We start from the raw sequence: 16,399 nt of genomic DNA, 5'->3' as shown, positions 1-16,399 counted from the left end.
AAAAAGCACCCAACCTTGCGCAGGCCGGCCGCAAAGGAGCTGATGTCGCAGAGAGCGATGTCGGCTTGCCCGCTGCTGCGCCGTGCAGCCAGCCTGCGCAAGGGGAACCCCTGACAGCGCTTGCCTCAATCTTCCAGGCGCGTGATATTAGCGCCCAGACCGCGCAGTTTTGCCTCCACGCGTTCGTAGCCGCGATCAATTTGGCCGCTGTTGGCAATGGTGCTCTCGCCATCGGCCGCCAGCGCGGCAATCAGCAGCGCCATGCCGGCGCGAATATCTGGCGAACTGAGCTCCTGCCCATGCAGCGTGGCCGGCCCCACGACCACGCAGCGGTGCGGATCGCACAGGATGATCTGCGCGCCCATGCTGATCAGCTTGTCCACGAAGTAAAGCCGGCTTTCGAACATCTTCTCATGGATCAACACGGTGCCCCGCGCCTGTGTCGCCACCACGATGGCAATGCTCATCAGGTCGGCTGGGAATGCAGGCCAGGGTGCGTCATCAATTTTCGGCACGGCGCCGCCCACATCCATGCGCACCGCCAGGTCTTGATGGTCTTCGACGATGAGATCAAAGCCGGTCGGCGTCTCCTCCTGGCGCATCCGCACCCCCAAGCGGTCGCCGAAAATCAGGCGAATCATACGCAGTTGGTCGGCTGGCACCTCACGCACCCGTATTTCGCCCTGCGTCACCGCGCCCAGGCCAATGTACGAGCCAATCTCGGTGGTGTCAGGCGAGATTCTGAACTCCGCGCCGTGCAGACGACGTACGCCTTCGATGACTAGCGTGTTGCTGCCAATGCCTTGAATCTGCGCCCCCATCTGCACCAGGCAGTTGCACAGGTCTTGCACGTGCGGCTCGGAAGCCGCGTTGCGAATGATCGAAACGCCGCGCGCCAGGACAGCTGCCATGACCGCATTTTCGGTGCCGGTCACGCTGGCTTCGTCCAGCAGGATGTCGGCGCCGGTCAAGTAGGGTGCAGCCAGGGTGAAATTCTGCCCATACTCAACCTGCGCGCCCAACGCGGAGAGGGCCAGCAAGTGGGTGTCAATGCGCCGGCGGCCAATCTTGTCCCCGCCCGGCATAGGCAGCTCTGCGCGGCCGGTGCGCGCCAGCAGGGAACCTGCCAGCGTGACGGAGCCGCGGATGATGCGGAAGAGATCGTTGTCCAGCTTACCCCGGCCCAGGTCGTACGCGTGCAAGGTTAAGGTGTGCTCATCGGGCCAGGTCGCATCCACGCCGAGGCCGCGCAAGAGCTGCACCATGGTCTTGACATCGCCGATGGCAGGAACATTGCGCAGAGTCAGGGGTTGGTCGGTGAGGAGCGAAGCCGCCAGCAGGGGCAGCGCCGCGTTTTTGTTGCCGGACGGCGTGACCACGCCGTGCAGCGGTTGTTTGCCGATAATCTTGAAGCGAGACATAGTCTTTTCCTCTCATGTTCCTTGGGGGGCCTGGGTAGATTCAGCAAGGCTCGGCAACCACGGGCTGCCCCACGCCAACGCCGAGCGCCTGACTGGCGCGGCCATTGCGCTCGCCGATCTCCAGCGTGCCCGCGCTGCCGCGGTAGGCCAGCAGCGCGCCGATCGGCGCCGCGGCGAAATTGGGCCGGATGCCTTCCAACGTTGTGTGGCCGATGGTGACCCGCCAATCATCCACGGCCAGCCAAGCGCTGGGAATGTTGCTGATCAGGTTGCCGAAGTGGTCTACGTGAATGATGGCGCCGCGCAACGCGCCGTTGGGTTGACGCTGCGCCGTGGGCAGAATGAGACGCACGGGATCGCTGATGCGCGTCCCGAGATCGGCCAGGGACGCCTGGCGCGCCAGATAGGCTGCGACCGGCGCGAAAATGTCACGGCCGTGAAAGGTTTGGCTCGGCTGGGCGCGCCAAAAGCGCGGCTGGTCCAAATGGATGCAGATGCTTTCTGGCGCGCTGTCCAGCACGGCGCTGAAGAGGCCGTTATCGGGGCCAATGAAGATGGCGTTGGCGGTTTGCACGGCAAGCGGGCGGCGAGCGCTGCCCACGCCGGGGTCTACGACGGCCACGTGAATGGCGCCTGGGGGAAAGAAAGGAGCGGCTTGCGCCAGGACGTATGCCGCCTGCTGAATGGCCTGCGGCGCAATGGCATGTGTGATGTCCACCAGCGTCACGTCAGGCGCGATGCTCAGAATCACGCCTTTCATGGCGGCCACGTAGCCATCCTGGTCGCCGAAATCGGTCAGGAGGGTGATGATCGGCACGGGTTCCTCGTCTTTGAGTCGAATTGGTTGCGCACGGCGAGCGCGGTCAGCGCAGAAGCGAATCCTCTTACCAGGATGAACGAAGCATGAGCAGAAAAGTCTCCGTTCCCGCGCACTCGACCGTCTCTCTTTATTTTACCACAGGTCGTGTGCAGGAGCGCCGCGCAGAGTCATTCCGATTCGCCCGTAAAACGCCGGCGGAGGCTGGATATGAAGTCAACGGCGTGTGGGCATGCGCCGAGCGCGGGTCAGGCGCATGACTTTAGGGCTGCGCGTCGTTGACGTCAATCCAAACCATGTGCAGGGTGGGGCGCGGGTCGGGGCCGTTGTAATCCACGCGCAAGATCGCGCCGTTGAGGTCATTCGCCAGCTTGATGCGCCGCGTGGTCTCGAACCAGGCCCAGTTTCCGGCCGCGGTGCGATCCACCGGCAGGGTGATGCTGCTGAACTCGGTGGGCAGGGTGATGGTGAAATCGGCCTCGCTGTCGTTGACGTACGCCACGCGAATGTGCACGTTGTTCAACGTCTGGCCGTAATAGCTGAGGGTGCTGCTGATGCTGAAAGAGAGCGATGGGCCATCCAGGCGGCCGGCAAAGCGGGAATAGATGTTCGTGGCGGCCTGCGGCAGCGGGTTGGGGTCATAGCACGGCAGGCTGCTGTCGCCGCAACGCACGCTGTACGGCCCGTAGGCCACAGCCAAGAAGTGGTTGAAGTTGTCGTTGAAGCCTTCGCAGTAGCCCTGACAAAAGCTGCCTGTGTGCGGAAACTCCGTGCGATGAAAGGCAGTCCACAGATCGCGCGCGCGGCTTGGGCTGTCGCCAAACTGGCGCTCTACCCAGTCGCTAAAATCACCCTGGCTGCCCTGGCGCGCTGAGACAACGGCAGGGAAACCATACTGCGTATTGAAGACGCGCAGCTCGCTGGCCAGGGGTGAACGGCAGTTGCCATCCGCATCCGTATTGGCGCAGAACCACTCCGGCTGCGTGTCAATGAAATCCGGCCAAAAAGGCCCCAAACCAAAAAGCCAGCTCCAGTATTCGATCTGGTGGCGCGCCACGCCCGACCAACTCTGCGACGGCTCCAGCTTGATGGGCAGCACGCCCCGGTTGTCGAGCAGCAGTTGGAACACGCTGCAGCGCGCAGAGGCGGGCGGCGGCGCGGGCGGCGGCCGCCGAATGAAGCCCGGGACGTCATAGCGCATGCCGTTGAAGCCCAGGCCGATATGGCGATTGGTATACTGGGCAATGCCGGTGAACTGGCCCGGCACGCCGTAGACCCAGTTGCAGCGCAGATAATCATCCGGCGCGGGCGCGTAGAGCAGGTAGACCGGCTTGCGCGGGAAAGCCTGGTGGAACGCGTTGATGGCGTTGCGCACGAACTGATCGTACTCGCCGCCGGCGTAAGCCGAAATCAGGCATTGCGGCGACGCGGGGTTGGCGCAGTTGGCGATCATCTCTAGGGTGATGCCGCACCAGGGCGCGGCCAGGTTGGTTTCATTATCATAACCACCGGCGATGAATAGGCCGGCGATGCGTGGATCGTTGTCGAACGCCGCGCCCAGACGTTGGATGAGCGTCGTGTACGCGGCCTGCAGGGCCGGGCTGTCGAGCCGCGGCACGTACTCGGTATGCACGAGGGGCTGACCATTGACCGTGCGCGTGACGCTGATGGCGTAGTTGGGCGCCAGGCCGTTGGCGCCGCCTAGCCAAGGCGGCACATTGTTGTTACAATAGCGGATGCCGTCCAATTCGTTGCCCTGGGACCAAAAGCGCGGTAGGCTCAGCCACAGCGGCCGCGGGGAGATGCCTTGTCCGTCTACTGTAGTAACCTGCTGCTGGCCCAGCAGACGCAGCCGTTCTTCGATCACGCTGAAATCGGTGCAGCCGGTGGGATTGGTCTCGCAGTTAGCCGGGTTGATCTCCGCCCACAGGACATCGAGATGGCTGCCGAGTTCGATGCCTGGGATCTCGCGCGGCGCGCCGTTGAAGTTGTCGCGATCCACCACCATCGCCGCGCCGGGCGCCAGGGCGTAGTCAGGCGCGGCGGGCGTCAGCGCGCCGGGCGCGCCCACGCCTGGCACCCCCAACGCTAATCCGGTTAGTACGAGCAGCGCCACAGCCGCCAGAAGGGCGACGAGCAGCCGTAGGCGTAAAGATTTTGACATGCAGAAACTATAATCGCAGCGCGACAAAAAGTCAAAGGCGCGCAGAACAAGGACACTTATGCACATTCGGGCCTATCAACAATGGTTACAGGACTGGGATCATGCACGCGGCTGGGATCAGGTCGCGCCCACCCACACGCTGCTGCACTCAATGGAGGAGTTGGGCGAGGTGGCGCGCGTGATTCTGCGCCGCGAAGGCTACAAACCTTCCACGTCAGCCGATCAATGGCAGATCGAGCTGCGCGAAGAGCTGTCGGACGTTTTTGTCTTTCTCTTCAAATTGGCCTATCAATGCGGCGTGGATGTGGAGGACGCGCTGCAGGCAGGCATGGTCAAGGCGGATACCCGCTATCCGTTGGAGACCGGCGCGCCCGAGCTGGCGCGCTATCTGGCGCAGCAGGCGCCGCCAGCACTCTGAAGTGATTCAAGGCCGCGCAGCCGTCAATGCGCGCCGAACAAGTTCGGGAGTCCGGTTGCTTCGGGCGGTCTGAACTTGTTCAGGTCGTTGGCATTTGCCATTTCAGGCATTGGCGTCTTATAATGATGCTCCTGCGCCCGAAGATGGCCGCGGCTCAGCCGGAAGGGCCGTCGGCGGCGGCGCAGAAACCACCAGGAGTCGAGTTTGTGGAACATCCAGTCGCCCGCATTCGCTGCAGCGTGGGCGTGACAGCGCACAATGAAGCCGCCAACATCGGTGCGCTCCTCAATGCGCTGATGCAACAGCACCTCCACCAGGTCGAGATCAGCGAGATCATCGTCGTCGCCAGCGGCTGCACCGATGACACGGTGTCCATCGTCGAACACAAGATGGCCGAAGACGAGCGCATTCGGCTCATTGTGCAGCCGCGGCGTGAAGGCAAAACCTCTGCGATCAATCTATTTCTGCAGGCAGCGCACGAAGGTATCTGCGTCCTGGAAAGCGGCGACACATTGCCGCGCGAGGACGCGGTGGAGCACATGGTGCGCATGTTTGCGGATCCGCAGGTGGGCATGACAGGCGCGCACAAGATCCCGGTCAACACGCCCGATCATATCGTCGGCCTTTTCTCGCACCTGCGTTTACGCATGGAGCATGAGCTGTGCCTGGAGATTCCGCGCCTGGGTGAAATGATCGCATTCCGCAAGGTGTTCGACCAGATCCCGCCCGACGTGGCGATGGACGAAGCGTTTGTGGAGGCGTTGGTGATCCAGCGTGGGATGCAGGTGCGTTACGCGCCGGATGCCGTCGTTTTCAATACCGGCCCAGACACCGTGAGCGACTTTGTGCGCCAGCGGCGGCGCAATCATGCCGGGCATCTCTATTTGCAGCACAAATACGGTTACCAGGTCTCCAGTATTCAGAACGGCCGCGTCCTTAAGATCGCCTTCAAGGAAATCTGGGGCGCCGTTCGCCTGGTCTACACCCTGTTCGTGATGGCCTTCCTGGAAGGCTATGCGCGACTTCTGGGCTGGTACGATTTCAAAGTCAAGCAAGATCGCCACGTCGTCTGGGACATGGCCTGGACGCAAAAGGCCGATGTGGGCGAAGAAGCGCGGCAGCGTGCAACCACCCAGGACACGGCGCCGATGGCGACCACAACGAATGTTGCACCGTAAGGGCAGAGGGCAAAGACCAGCGTCTTGCGCCCGATCTCCGATCTCTGATCTCCAATCTTCGCCTACTGGAGCAAGTTGTGCGTGACAAACTAACGGCGCTGCTCAAACTGCTGGTGAGTGCGGCGCTTATCGTGTTCATCTTTAGCCGCGTTGATTTGGCCGCCCTACGCACCCGTCTGGCCGGCGCCAATGCGGCCCTCATCCTGCTGGCGCTGATCGTCTATTTCGGCGCCATCGTGCTGAATACGGCCAAATGGGCCGTTTTGCTGCGCGCCCAAGTGCCCGGGGTGCCCTTTGGCGCGCTGCTGCGCTACACCTTCATTGGCGTTTTCTTCAATAACATCTTGCCCGCCAACATCGGCGGTGATGTCATGCGCGGCTATGGCCTCAGCGCGTACACGGAGCGCAAACTCGACGCGGCCGCTTCGGTCATCGTGGATCGCTTGATGGGGTTGATGGCCTTCGTCTCTTCCGCCGTGGTAGCCGCGCTCATCGCCATCTACACCACGCACATCCCCGATTTGAAAGTCGTGGGCGCCGTGGCTGTCGTGGCGTTGACGGCTCTCGTCTTTGCTTTTGTGGTGCTCTTCAGCCGGCGCGCACGTGTGCGCCTGGCCCGCCTGTTCGACTGGTCCCTCTTGCGCCCCCTGGCTCCCGTCTACGGCCGCCTGGCCGACGCGTTTGGGGCTTACCGCTTTCGCTACAAGACCCTCTTGGCGGCTTATGCCATTGGCGTCACCGGCCTCATGTTCACCAATGTAGTCAATTTCCTGCTGTCCCAGGCGCTGGGCGGCGGCATTTCGTTCCTGGCTATTGCCCTCTTCAACCCGCTCGTTGGGCTTGTGCTGCTGATTCCCATCTCCGTAGGCGGCCTCGGCGTCAACCAGAATGCATACGTCGGTTTCTATGGCCTGGTGGGTGTGGCGCACGATCACGCGCTCGCCGTGTCGCTGCTGATGCAGGCGCTGATCATCCTTTCCAGCCTGCCGGGCGGCCTGCTCTGGCTGCAGGGCAGGCGCACAGGGACTTGAAGCGACATCAGTTCTGCGGCAAACACTGACTGTCGGGGTGCAGGCATTGGCATGGGTTCAAGCCGATGGCGGTGCGGCAGTCGCAACGTAACGTGTGGCGTCCTTTGCCTCCGCCACCACCGAGGCGATCACCTCGTCGTCAACCCCGTGACGGCGCAGGCCGTCGAGCACACGCGACATCTCCGATGCGTCTTCTTCAAAGCGAGCCAGGTCGGCGCGCAGACCCTGCCCAATATAGGCACGCATCAACGGTTGATAACCGGAGAAGCCTAGACGTGGCGCCATTCGTTTCAGGTCTTCCAATACATCCTCTGGTATGCGAACCGTAATCGTCTTCATCGGACGGTCCCGGCGCAAGCGGTTCTTTAGATCATTGATGTTCATAGATCCTTCTTTCTGACTTGACAGCCATGCGGGCAGAGACAATGCGTATCGTATCACTGCGCATGGTATACACGACATACAGTAATCGCCAGTTCTGAGTCATACCAATCGCTGCGTCCCTTGACTCTTCTTCCGCCTCGTCCGCCTCCACGACACAAACAAACGGATCATGAAAGACCTCGCATGCTGATTCAAACAAAATACGGTGCTTATGCAGATTAGCAACTGCTTTGGCGATGTCCCATTCATAAGTAATGCCGTGAAGCTGGTAACGAGTGTTCATGAGCATTAGTATAGCTCAATGTATTTACGATGTCAATACATTACGACCAGAGACTGTAAGAATACTGGTCTTTTGTCTGGTCTGTTCCTCATTTGCGCCGCTTGGTACAATATGTTATAATCCCAACATGGTCGCTGAGAGTCAGATTTCGGTTCGACCTTTCGTTTGGGAGTCGCGGCGACATTGAGACGGGTGTTGACTCAGGAAAAAGCATCGTGACCCAGCATCCGTGGCATCGTGAAGCGTTGATGTTAATGCTTGTCGTCCCGCTCTTTTTATTCGTTCCCTTGGGCGTTGGCTTATGGTTTGACACAAGAACGAGCGCCGCGCCGTGGGGGCTTCTCATTGGTATGGGCACTGGCGCCGCTGCTGCTACATTCTTCCTCGTTCACCGCTTGGGAAGCGTGTACCGGGCCATTGCACCCGATACCGAAGATAACCAGGAAAAGAAGTAGGGAATCCGAGGCGCGAGGCATACGCAGAGAGCTTCGCACCTCCACAAGAAGGAGGATGTAGCAGAGTGCGCAATCTGTTCAAACCACGCAACCTTCTCATGATCGTTGTCGTCCTCGCTGTGATGTTGGGCGGCGCCGTCCTCATACCGGTGCCCTTGCCAACCATTCTACTGCCAGCCGAAGAGCTGTTTTCCGTGGCTGGTTTCCCGGTTACGAACACCCTGATCACCACCTTGATCGCTGATATCACGCTGTTGGCGATTGCCTTCGCGGTTGGTCGCAATCTCAAAGAAATTCCCAGCGGTCTTCAGAACCTGATCGAATGGTTCTTGGAGATTTTCTACCGTATGACCGAAGACATTGCGGGCAAGATCAACGCCAAGCGCTGGTTCCCCGTCTTCATGACGATTATGATGTTCCTCATGGTGGCGAACTGGTGGGAGCTGATTCCTGGGTTTGACAGCATCGGCGTGATCGAGCCAGTCGAGGTCGCCACGGCGCACACCAACGGCACCGTGCGCACCGGTTATAAGCTCGGCTCATTCCTGGGTATCCGCACCCTGGTGAAAGACCAGGTCAACCTGACCGACGCGGAAGTGCAGGAAATCCTGGCCGAGCACAAGACCGAGGCCGGCGGTGAAGCTGCAGCCAAGACCGAGAGCCATGAGAGCAAGTACGGCGCTTATGTCCTGAAGCCCCTGTTCCGGGCCGCGGCCACCGACCTCAATGTGCCGCTGGCGCTGGCGCTGATCTCCGTCATTTTGACGCAGGCTGAAGGCATGCGCGTGCTCGGAATGAAGTACTGGCGTAAGTTCTTCTTGCCGACGATCACCGGCATGAAACCGGTGGACGCCTTCGTCGGAATTCTGGAACTCATCTCCGAGTTTGCGAAGATCATCTCTTTCTCCTTCCGTCTTTTTGGCAATGTCTTCGCCGGGCAGGTTCTGCTGTTTGTCATGCCATTCCTGATTCCGTACTTCATCCCCCTGCCGTTCTACGGATTGGAGCTGTTTGTCGGCTTCATGCAGGCCTTCGTCTTTGCCATTCTAACCCTGATTTTCCTCTCGTCGGCTGTGGTCAGCCACGAAGGACACGAGGATCATGGTCATGCGGCCGAAGCACCCGTGACCGCGCATTGAACCGTCTTGCCTGGTTTGATCCGCAGGCAGGCGCATTGCGAAGCAGGCTGGCTGGTCAAACGTTGATTTTGTGAATGTCACGCTTTGGGCGTGACGCTGAGCGAACTGGTTCGAAACAACACCAAACAGAATCATTGAGGAGGATCGAAAACTATGAATGCAGTTCTGGCTGCGGGTCTCGCGATTGGCTTGGGCGCTATTGGCCCCGGCATCGGCGTCGGTTTGCTTGTCATGGGCGCGCTGCAGGCTATGGGTCGCAACCCTGAAGCGGCCGGTGAAATCCGCACGAACATGATTCTTGGCATCGTGTTCGCCGAAGCAATCGCCATTTACGCGCTGGTGGTTGCCCTGTTGTTGGTCTTCGTGGGCGCGCCGGGTCTCGCGACCTTCAAGTAATGGCTCCATCGAGAGATCCAGATCGAATTTTTGCATTACAAGGCCTATGTAGAGGCTTGAGGGGGTGCCAGCTTGGATATCTTTGGACAACTTGGAATTAACGGCGCCTTCCTGCTTGCGCAAATCATCAACTTCCTGATCCTGTTCTTCTTGCTGCGGCGCTTCTTGCTGAAGCCCGTGATGAACATGCTTGATGCACGTCGTCAGCGCATCGAGGACGGGATGAAGGCCGCCGACCGGGCGCGCCAAGCCGCGGAAACCGAGCGGGCGGAGTTGATGAAGAAGCTGGACGAGGAACGCCGCGCCGCGCAATCGCGCATCGCGGCCGTGGCCAGCGACAGCGAAAAGGTGCGTGAGAGCATCCTGGCAACGGCGCAAGCAGAGGCTGAGGAGATCAAGACGAAAGCGCGTGCAGACGCATCCGCGGAGCGCGCGCAAATGCTGCGTGACATGCAGCGCCAGGTGGCCGATCTGGCCGTCTTGGCCGCGGAGCGCATCCTGGGCCATGAACTGACGAACCCGATCGAACAGAAACGCATGGTCAATGAGTTCTTAGCGAGTAAACTACAGTGAAAGCCGAAACCAGCGCACGCGACTATGCGAGCGGCTTTCTGGCCGCCGCTGTGGAACACTGGTCACAGCACCTGACGGCTCTGGCTGACCGGCTGGAGAAGGATGGTTTGCTGCGCCGGCTGAGCGACCAGGCACAGGAGTTTGCCGGCCGCAACGCAGCGCTGACCAGTCTCTTGCCAACCGACTTCGGCAAGTTGGAAGCTGACTTGCTGCAAGTCCTGTTGTCACATGGCGACTTGAATAAGCTGCGCGAGGTGGTGGCAGAACTAAACGCCATCCTGCAGCGCACGGCGGCAGGCGCCCAAACGGTTACGGTGACAAGCGCCCAACCGCTGGCCGAGAGCGACCGCCAAGCCTTGCAGGAAAAGCTCAGCGCGCAGTTTGGGGCCGGCCTTGAGTTCCACTACACCGAGGACCCGGCGCTGTTGGGCGGCATGATTGTGCGCGTGGGCGACAAGCTGATTGATACCAGCGTCGCCAGCCGCCTGAGTCGCATGCGTGAACAACTGGCCGCCGCGGTGCGTTAGTGCACGCACGAGCACCGACCTTTCTGTGCGTCCGTCAACGTGACCAAGAGGCATGAGGAGAAACTAGATGGCGGTAATGACTGCCTCTCAAACTGAGAGCATCGCGGATCTCATCAAGAAGCAAATTCTAGCGTTTGAAGCGCCGGCGCGCATGGTGGATGTGGGCACCGTTACCCAAGTAGGCGATGGCATCGCCCGCATCAAGGGCCTGACGAACGCCTTGGCCAGCGAGTTGGTCGAATTCGCCAACGGCATCATGGGCATCGTCTTCAACCTGGAAGAGGACAGCGTCGGTGTCATCATCCTGGGTGAGTACACCGAAATCGAAGAAGGCGACCTGGTCCGTTCCACCGGTCGCATCGTGTCGGTCCCGGTGGGCGACGCCCTGATCGGCCGCGTGGTCAACGCGTTGGGGGAGCCGCTGGACGGCAAAGGCCCGATCAACGCCAGCGGCACGCGCCCGGTGGAGCGCATCGCGCCCAACGTCATCGCCCGTCAGTCGGTGGATACGCCGGTGCAAACCGGAATCAAGGCCATTGACGCCTTGATTCCCATCGGTCGCGGCCAGCGCGAGCTGATCATCGGCGACCGCCAGACCGGCAAGACGGCCATTGCGATTGATACGATCATCAATCAAAAGGGCAAGGACCTGATTTGCATTTACGTGGCCATCGGTCAAAAACGCGCCCAAGTGGTGCAGTTGGTGGCTACCCTGGAACAGTACGGCGCGATGGATCACACCATCGTGGTTGCGGCGACCGCTTCCGACCCGGCTGCCTTGCAGTACATTGCGCCCTACGCCGGCTGCGCCATCGGCGAGGAGTTCATGGAACAAGGCAAGGACGCGTTGATCGTCTACGACGACTTGAGCAAGCACGCCCAGGCCTATCGCCAGGTCTCGCTGCTCATGCGCCGCCCGCCTGGCCGTGAAGCCTATCCCGGCGATGTTTTTTACCTGCACTCGCGCTTACTGGAACGGGCAGCGCGCCTCAACACCGATTATGGCGGCGGCTCATTGACGGCCCTGCCCATTATCGAGACGCAAGCGGGCGACGTATCGGCCTACATTCCAACCAACGTCATCTCGATCACGGACGGCCAGATTTTCCTGGAATCCGACCTGTTCTATGCGGGTATTCGCCCGGCTTTGAACGTCGGCATCTCGGTATCCCGTGTGGGCGGCTCTGCGCAGACCAAGTCTATGAAAAAGGTAGCCGGCCGCCTGAAGCTCGAACTGACCCAGTTCCGTGAATTGGCGGCCTTTGCCCAGTTCGGCTCTGACCTGGACAAATCCACGCAGGCCCAGCTCGATCGCGGCCAACGCCTGACTGAAGTGCTCAAGCAGCCGCAGTACCTGCCGGTAGCGCTCGATCACCAGGTGATGACTATCTTTGCCGCCACCAACGGCTTCCTGGACAAGGTGCCAGTCAGCGCGCTGCGTCGTTGGGAAGATGAGTTTGTGAAGTTCATGGACGAACAGCACGCAGACATCGGCAATACCATCCTGCGCAGCAAAGATCTGGACGCGACGACGGCCGATGGCCTGAAGTTGGCAATTAGCGACTTCAATGCCACGTTCACGGCATAAGCGACGAAGGACGACCGATCTGAGGCCAGACGCTGGCCTTCGCCCTTCGCTTCTCATCTTTGCAGGAGAGATAAATCGTGGCCAATGACCGTGAAATCAGACGACGCATCAAGAGCGTTAAGAACATCGCCCAGGTGACGAAGGCGATGGAAGCTGTCAGCGCGTCGAAGATGCGCCGTGCGCAAGCCCAAGTGCTGGCGACGCGGCCCTATGCCGAGAAAGCCTGGGAGATGCTCTCGTTCCTGGCGCGCATCCGCCGCAGCGGCGCCGATCAACAGGCCCTGCTGCAGGAGCGACCAGAAAAGAATGTCCTCCTCCTGCTCATCACTTCCGACCGCGGCCTGGCAGGCGGCCTCAATGCCAACATGCTGCGCGAGGCCTCGCGCAAAATTCGGGAGTGGGAGAAAGAAGGCAAGGCGGTGTCGCTGGTCACCGTGGGACGTAAGGGGCGTGACTTCATGCGCCGTTACGGCCCACCGAGTAAGGCAGAGTTCAGCAGTGTGGGTGATCGGCCGACCAGCCAGGCTCTCAGCATTCAGAAGGTTGGCGTGGACGAAGCAACGGTCGCTCCCATTGCACGCGTGGTGATTGACGACTTTGTCAGCCAGGCCGTGGATGCGGTCTACATCGGCTTCATGGACTTTGTCAATGCCGTGGTGCAGAAGCCGGTCATCAGAAAGCTCCTTCCCATCGAGCCGCAAGAGCCGACCATTACGATTACGAAGGACTACATCTTCGAACCGGATGCGCAGTCGGTCCTGACGCAGGTGCTGGAAAGCTTCACCGAAGTGCAGATTCTGCAAGGGCTGTATGAGGCCATCGCCAGTGAACATTCTGCACGCATGGTGGCCATGCGCAACGCGACCGATGCAGCCAACGACCTGATCGGCGAACTAACCCTGAGCGCTAACAAGGCGCGCCAGGAAAAGATTACCAAAGAACTGATGGACATTGTGGGCGGCGCCTCTGCCTTGGCGCAGGCGAGCAGCTAGATCAACTATGATCCTGATGCCGTAACCGGAGGATAATGATTCATGGGAAATAACGGAACGCGAGTCGAAGGTAGAATCCTCGCGGTAGTCGGGCCGGTGGTAGACGTCGAATTCCCGCCTGATCAACTGCCTCAAATTTACGACGCGATCGAAATTCCGATGGGCAGCGGGCCGGTCCTGGTTTGTGAAGTGCAGCAGCACTTGGGCGAGGGCCGTGTGCGCGCTGTTGCCATGTCGAGCACCGACGGCTTGCAGCGCGGCATCCCTGTGCGCAACACAGGCGCTCCCATCAGTGTGCCGGTTGGCCCCGACACCCTGGGCCGCATCTTCAACGTTCTCGGTCAGCCGATTGACCTCAAGGGCGATGTCAAGGCCGCCACCTACTACCCCATTCATCGCCTGGCTCCGCTGTTCGTCGAGCAGTCTACGCAGACCCAGGTCTTCGAGACCGGCATGAAGGTCATTGATCTCATCGCGCCCTTCACCAAGGGTGGTAAGACCGGCATCTTCGGCGGCGCGGGCGTGGGCAAGACGGTCATCATCCAGGAACTGATTCATAATATCGCCAAGTTCCACAGCGGCTACTCGGTGTTTGCTGGCGTGGGCGAGCGCTCACGCGAGGGCAATGACCTCTATCACGAAATGAAGGATTCGGGCGTGCTGCCGCAGACCGTCATGGTCTTCGGGCAGATGAACGAGCCGCCCGGCGCGCGCTTGCGCGTGGGCTTGACCGGCGTGACGATGGCGGAGTACTTCCGTGACGAGGGCCGCGACGTGCTCTTGTTCATTGACAACATCTTCCGCTTTGTGCAAGCAGGCTCTGAAGTGTCCGCCCTGCTTGGCCGCATGCCCAGCGCCGTGGGTTATCAGCCCACCTTGGGCACCGAAATGGGCGAACTGCAAGAGCGCATCACATCCACCAAGACCGGATCCATCACCTCGATGCAGGCCATCTACGTGCCGGCCGACGACTACACCGATCCGGCCCCGGCCACTACGTTTGCGCACCTGGATGCGACCATCTCGTTGGAACGCGCCCTGGCCTCGCAGGGTCTTTACCCGGCCGTGGATCCGCTGGCCTCGACCAGCCGTATTCTGGACCCGCTGATTGTGGGCAAGGAGCATTACGACGTCACCCGCGGCGTGCAGCGCACCTTGCAGCGCTACCGCGATCTGCAAGACATCATTGCCATCCTCGGCGTCGAGGAATTGAGCGAAGATGACAAGTTGGTCGTGGCGCGTGCGCGCCGCATCCAGCGGTTCCTGACGCAGCCCATGCACGTCGCTGAGCAGTTTACCGGTCAGCCGGGCGCGTATGTCAAGATCGAAGAGACCGTGCGGGGTTTCAAAGAGATCCTCGAAGGCAAGTATGATACGCTGCCGGAGCAGGCGTTCTACATGGTGGGCACCATCGAGCAGATGGTGGCCAAGGCGCAGACCCTGGGCGGCGGTTGAGCGGAGGCCATTATGCCGATTCGCTTTGAGTTTGTGGCGCAGTCTGGTCGTGTCTTCAGCGACGACGTAGATATGGTGATCGCGCCGGGCGCCGACGGCGTGCTGGGCATTCTGCCCAAACATGCGCCGTTGATGGCGCTCATTCAGCCTGGCGAGGTGGTGATCAAAAAGGCTGGCAGTCCAGACCGCTTCTTCTCTGTGGCTGAAGGTTTCATCGAAGTGCGGCCGGACAAGGTGGTGCTGCTGGCGCGTTCGGGCGAATCCGCGGAGAACATTGACGCCGCACGGGCTGAAGAAGCTCGCCAGCGCGCCGAAGAGTGGTTGACGAGCCATCCGAAGGGGGCCGAACGTCGCGAAATGATGGAAGCTGCGCTGCGGCGCTCCATCATGCGGCTGCGTATCGTACAAAAACGCAGCGCAACGCACACCTCGGCGGCTCATTTCCGAGATTCGAACAACAACAATCAGTAACTCACAAAGGGCGCTTGCAGCAGCAGGCGCCCTTTGTTTATGGAGCGTAACTATTCAGGCATCCTGCGCCGACTGCAGCCGCCGAATGAATTCGGGCCGCAAGGGCGTGCCGCCGCCAGGTCGGCCGGAGCCGACCGGCGCCACGTCCACTCAGGTGGACGCCTGGCGGAACGCCCATCAGGCGCGATTTCAATCGCTCGCTTGCCACGGCGCGCCGCCTGAATAGTTACTATGGAGCATCAATTCGCATGGTTGGCGTTTTACATGGTCCGACGAATTGATAGCCCAATTACGCACGTTAATCACGCAAGGTGTTACTATCTTTCCATGATCGTATCGTTCAAGTCCAGCGACACGGAGTCTTTAGCGAATGGCCAGCGCGTGCAACGGTTCGTGAACATCGAATCGGTTGCGCGACGTAAGCTGCGACAGTTGCAGATCGCGGGACGGCTTGAAGACCTCCGCGTTCCGCCGGGCAACCGACTCGAAGCGCTAAAAGGCGACCGCGCTGGACAACACAGCATCCGAGTGAACGATCAGTTCCGCCTGTGCTTCCGCTGGACGATTGCGGGCGCGGAAGACGTCGAGATTGTGGACTACCACTAGAAACCTGTCCGAAGAGCCTTGCTTTCACTTCGGAAACAGGGCCAAGCGCAAGGTTCTGGATACACACGTAAGGAGTGAAACCATGCAGCAACTTAATCCCATAACACCTGGCGAGCTGCTGCGCGAGGAGTTCCTGGAGCCAATGGGCATCTCGCAGTATCGCTTGGCAAAGGAGATCGGTGTACCTGCTCAGCGGATCAGTGACATTGTGGCGGGTAAGCGCGCCATTACAGCGGATACCGATCTGCGACTGTGCCGCTTCTTTGGTCTGTCTAATGGCTACTGGCTTCGAGCGCAGGCGGCCTATGACACGGAGGTGGCTGAGAATACGCTGTCGGAAACGCTGGCGAAGATCAAGCCCTGGCAGGGAACGCCATCTCGCGTAGGCCATGTAGCCTAAGAATCGCTAAACGTGGTTATGTCTATGTGAACTGGCGTCCTTCGCCCTTCGTAGACAGCCAGATGAACCGGAATACAGGTTACGCACGCGGCAGGTCGTTG

The 16,399-nt window shown here is 60.4% G+C and carries 19 protein-coding genes; 14 read left to right on the top strand and 5 right to left on the bottom strand.

The window, feature by feature from the left end; genetic code table 11:
- Window positions 1-125: 125 nt before the first annotated feature.
- From murA to ACPQ6D_RS20090, 3 genes are all read right to left on the bottom strand, one after another.
- Complete coding sequence (murA, locus tag ACPQ6D_RS20100; protein ID WP_423226140.1) at window positions 126-1,421, bottom strand: UDP-N-acetylglucosamine 1-carboxyvinyltransferase; 1,296 nt, start codon at window positions 1,419-1,421, stop codon at window positions 126-128.
- 40 nt (window positions 1,422-1,461) lie between these two features.
- Entirely contained in the window at window positions 1,462-2,238 is a 777-nt protein-coding gene (locus ACPQ6D_RS20095) for an SAM hydrolase/SAM-dependent halogenase family protein (protein WP_423226139.1), read from the bottom strand.
- Between the two features lie 262 nt (window positions 2,239-2,500).
- On the bottom strand, window positions 2,501-4,402 hold the full coding sequence (locus tag ACPQ6D_RS20090; protein ID WP_423226138.1) for a hypothetical protein: 1,902 nt from the start codon (window positions 4,400-4,402) through the stop codon (window positions 2,501-2,503).
- A 58-nt stretch (window positions 4,403-4,460) separates the two neighbouring features.
- On the opposite strand from ACPQ6D_RS20090, the gene ACPQ6D_RS20085 reads away from it, so the two are divergent.
- The 3 genes from ACPQ6D_RS20085 (at window position 4,461) to ACPQ6D_RS20075 (ending at window position 7,029) form a co-directional block, all read left to right on the top strand.
- Entirely contained in the window at window positions 4,461-4,820 is a 360-nt protein-coding gene (locus ACPQ6D_RS20085) for a MazG nucleotide pyrophosphohydrolase domain-containing protein (RefSeq protein WP_423226137.1), read from the top strand.
- A 206-nt stretch (window positions 4,821-5,026) separates the two neighbouring features.
- Window positions 5,027-5,998 carry a glycosyltransferase family 2 protein gene (locus ACPQ6D_RS20080; RefSeq protein ID WP_423226136.1) on the top strand — a complete coding sequence of 324 codons (972 nt, stop codon included), beginning with the start codon at window positions 5,027-5,029 and terminating at the stop codon, window positions 5,996-5,998.
- 77 nt (window positions 5,999-6,075) lie between these two features.
- Complete coding sequence (locus tag ACPQ6D_RS20075; protein ID WP_423226135.1) at window positions 6,076-7,029, top strand: lysylphosphatidylglycerol synthase transmembrane domain-containing protein; 954 nt, start codon at window positions 6,076-6,078, stop codon at window positions 7,027-7,029.
- A gap of 57 nt (window positions 7,030-7,086) precedes the next feature.
- Here the strand turns inward: ACPQ6D_RS20075 and ACPQ6D_RS20070 are convergent, their stop codons facing one another.
- Together ACPQ6D_RS20070 and ACPQ6D_RS20065 are read right to left on the bottom strand one after the other, a co-directional pair.
- A complete protein-coding gene (locus tag ACPQ6D_RS20070; RefSeq protein WP_423226134.1) occupies window positions 7,087-7,413 on the bottom strand; it encodes a hypothetical protein in 327 nt (108 codons plus the stop codon).
- A complete protein-coding gene (locus ACPQ6D_RS20065) occupies window positions 7,400-7,696 on the bottom strand; it encodes a BrnT family toxin (RefSeq protein ID WP_423226133.1) in 297 nt (98 codons plus the stop codon). Before ACPQ6D_RS20065 ends, ACPQ6D_RS20070 begins: the two co-directional genes overlap by 14 nt.
- A 215-nt stretch (window positions 7,697-7,911) precedes the next feature.
- Here ACPQ6D_RS20065 and ACPQ6D_RS20060 point away from each other — a divergent pair, with 215 nt between their 5' ends.
- From ACPQ6D_RS20060 to ACPQ6D_RS20010, 11 genes are all read left to right on the top strand, one after another.
- Window positions 7,912-8,151: an AtpZ/AtpI family protein gene (locus ACPQ6D_RS20060; protein WP_423226132.1), complete on the top strand. Its 240-nt coding sequence runs from the start codon at window positions 7,912-7,914 to the stop codon at window positions 8,149-8,151.
- 65 nt (window positions 8,152-8,216) lie between these two features.
- Window positions 8,217-9,290 (top strand): F0F1 ATP synthase subunit A, encoded by a 1,074-nt coding sequence (locus ACPQ6D_RS20055; protein WP_423226131.1) that lies wholly within the window; start codon window positions 8,217-8,219, stop codon window positions 9,288-9,290.
- 153 nt (window positions 9,291-9,443) lie between these two features.
- A complete protein-coding gene (atpE, locus tag ACPQ6D_RS20050; RefSeq protein WP_343407076.1) occupies window positions 9,444-9,686 on the top strand; it encodes an ATP synthase F0 subunit C in 243 nt (80 codons plus the stop codon).
- Between the two features lie 72 nt (window positions 9,687-9,758).
- Window positions 9,759-10,259, top strand: a complete 501-nt coding sequence (atpF, locus tag ACPQ6D_RS20045) for a F0F1 ATP synthase subunit B (protein ID WP_423226130.1) — start codon at window positions 9,759-9,761, stop codon at window positions 10,257-10,259.
- Window positions 10,256-10,786, top strand: a complete 531-nt coding sequence (atpH, locus tag ACPQ6D_RS20040; RefSeq protein ID WP_423226129.1) for an ATP synthase F1 subunit delta — start codon at window positions 10,256-10,258, stop codon at window positions 10,784-10,786. The genes atpF and atpH overlap by 4 nt, the downstream gene beginning before the upstream one ends.
- A gap of 76 nt (window positions 10,787-10,862) precedes the next feature.
- Window positions 10,863-12,374, top strand: coding sequence for a F0F1 ATP synthase subunit alpha (gene atpA, locus ACPQ6D_RS20035; RefSeq protein ID WP_423226141.1), 1,512 nt, complete (start codon window positions 10,863-10,865; stop codon window positions 12,372-12,374).
- A 77-nt stretch (window positions 12,375-12,451) separates the two neighbouring features.
- On the top strand, window positions 12,452-13,366 hold the full coding sequence (atpG, locus tag ACPQ6D_RS20030; protein ID WP_423226128.1) for an ATP synthase F1 subunit gamma: 915 nt from the start codon (window positions 12,452-12,454) through the stop codon (window positions 13,364-13,366).
- Window positions 13,367-13,408: 42 nt separating this feature from the next.
- Window positions 13,409-14,821 carry a F0F1 ATP synthase subunit beta gene (gene atpD / locus ACPQ6D_RS20025; protein ID WP_423226127.1) on the top strand — a complete coding sequence of 471 codons (1,413 nt, stop codon included), beginning with the start codon at window positions 13,409-13,411 and terminating at the stop codon, window positions 14,819-14,821.
- A 12-nt stretch (window positions 14,822-14,833) separates the two neighbouring features.
- A complete protein-coding gene (gene atpC / locus ACPQ6D_RS20020; RefSeq protein ID WP_423226126.1) occupies window positions 14,834-15,292 on the top strand; it encodes an ATP synthase F1 subunit epsilon in 459 nt (152 codons plus the stop codon).
- Between the two features lie 327 nt (window positions 15,293-15,619).
- Window positions 15,620-15,898: a type II toxin-antitoxin system RelE/ParE family toxin gene (locus tag ACPQ6D_RS20015; RefSeq protein ID WP_423226125.1), complete on the top strand. Its 279-nt coding sequence runs from the start codon at window positions 15,620-15,622 to the stop codon at window positions 15,896-15,898.
- Window positions 15,899-15,980: 82 nt separating this feature from the next.
- Window positions 15,981-16,298, top strand: coding sequence for a HigA family addiction module antitoxin (locus ACPQ6D_RS20010; RefSeq protein ID WP_423226124.1), 318 nt, complete (start codon window positions 15,981-15,983; stop codon window positions 16,296-16,298).
- Window positions 16,299-16,399: the final 101 nt, after the last annotated feature.

The organism is Candidatus Amarolinea aalborgensis (assembly GCF_900491745.1).
In the GTDB taxonomy this organism is placed as follows: Bacteria; Chloroflexota; Anaerolineae; order SSC4; family Amarolineaceae; genus Amarolinea; species Amarolinea aalborgensis.
The sequence above is the reverse complement of the archived record's forward strand: the minus strand, read 5'-3'. Positions and strand labels throughout refer to the sequence as shown.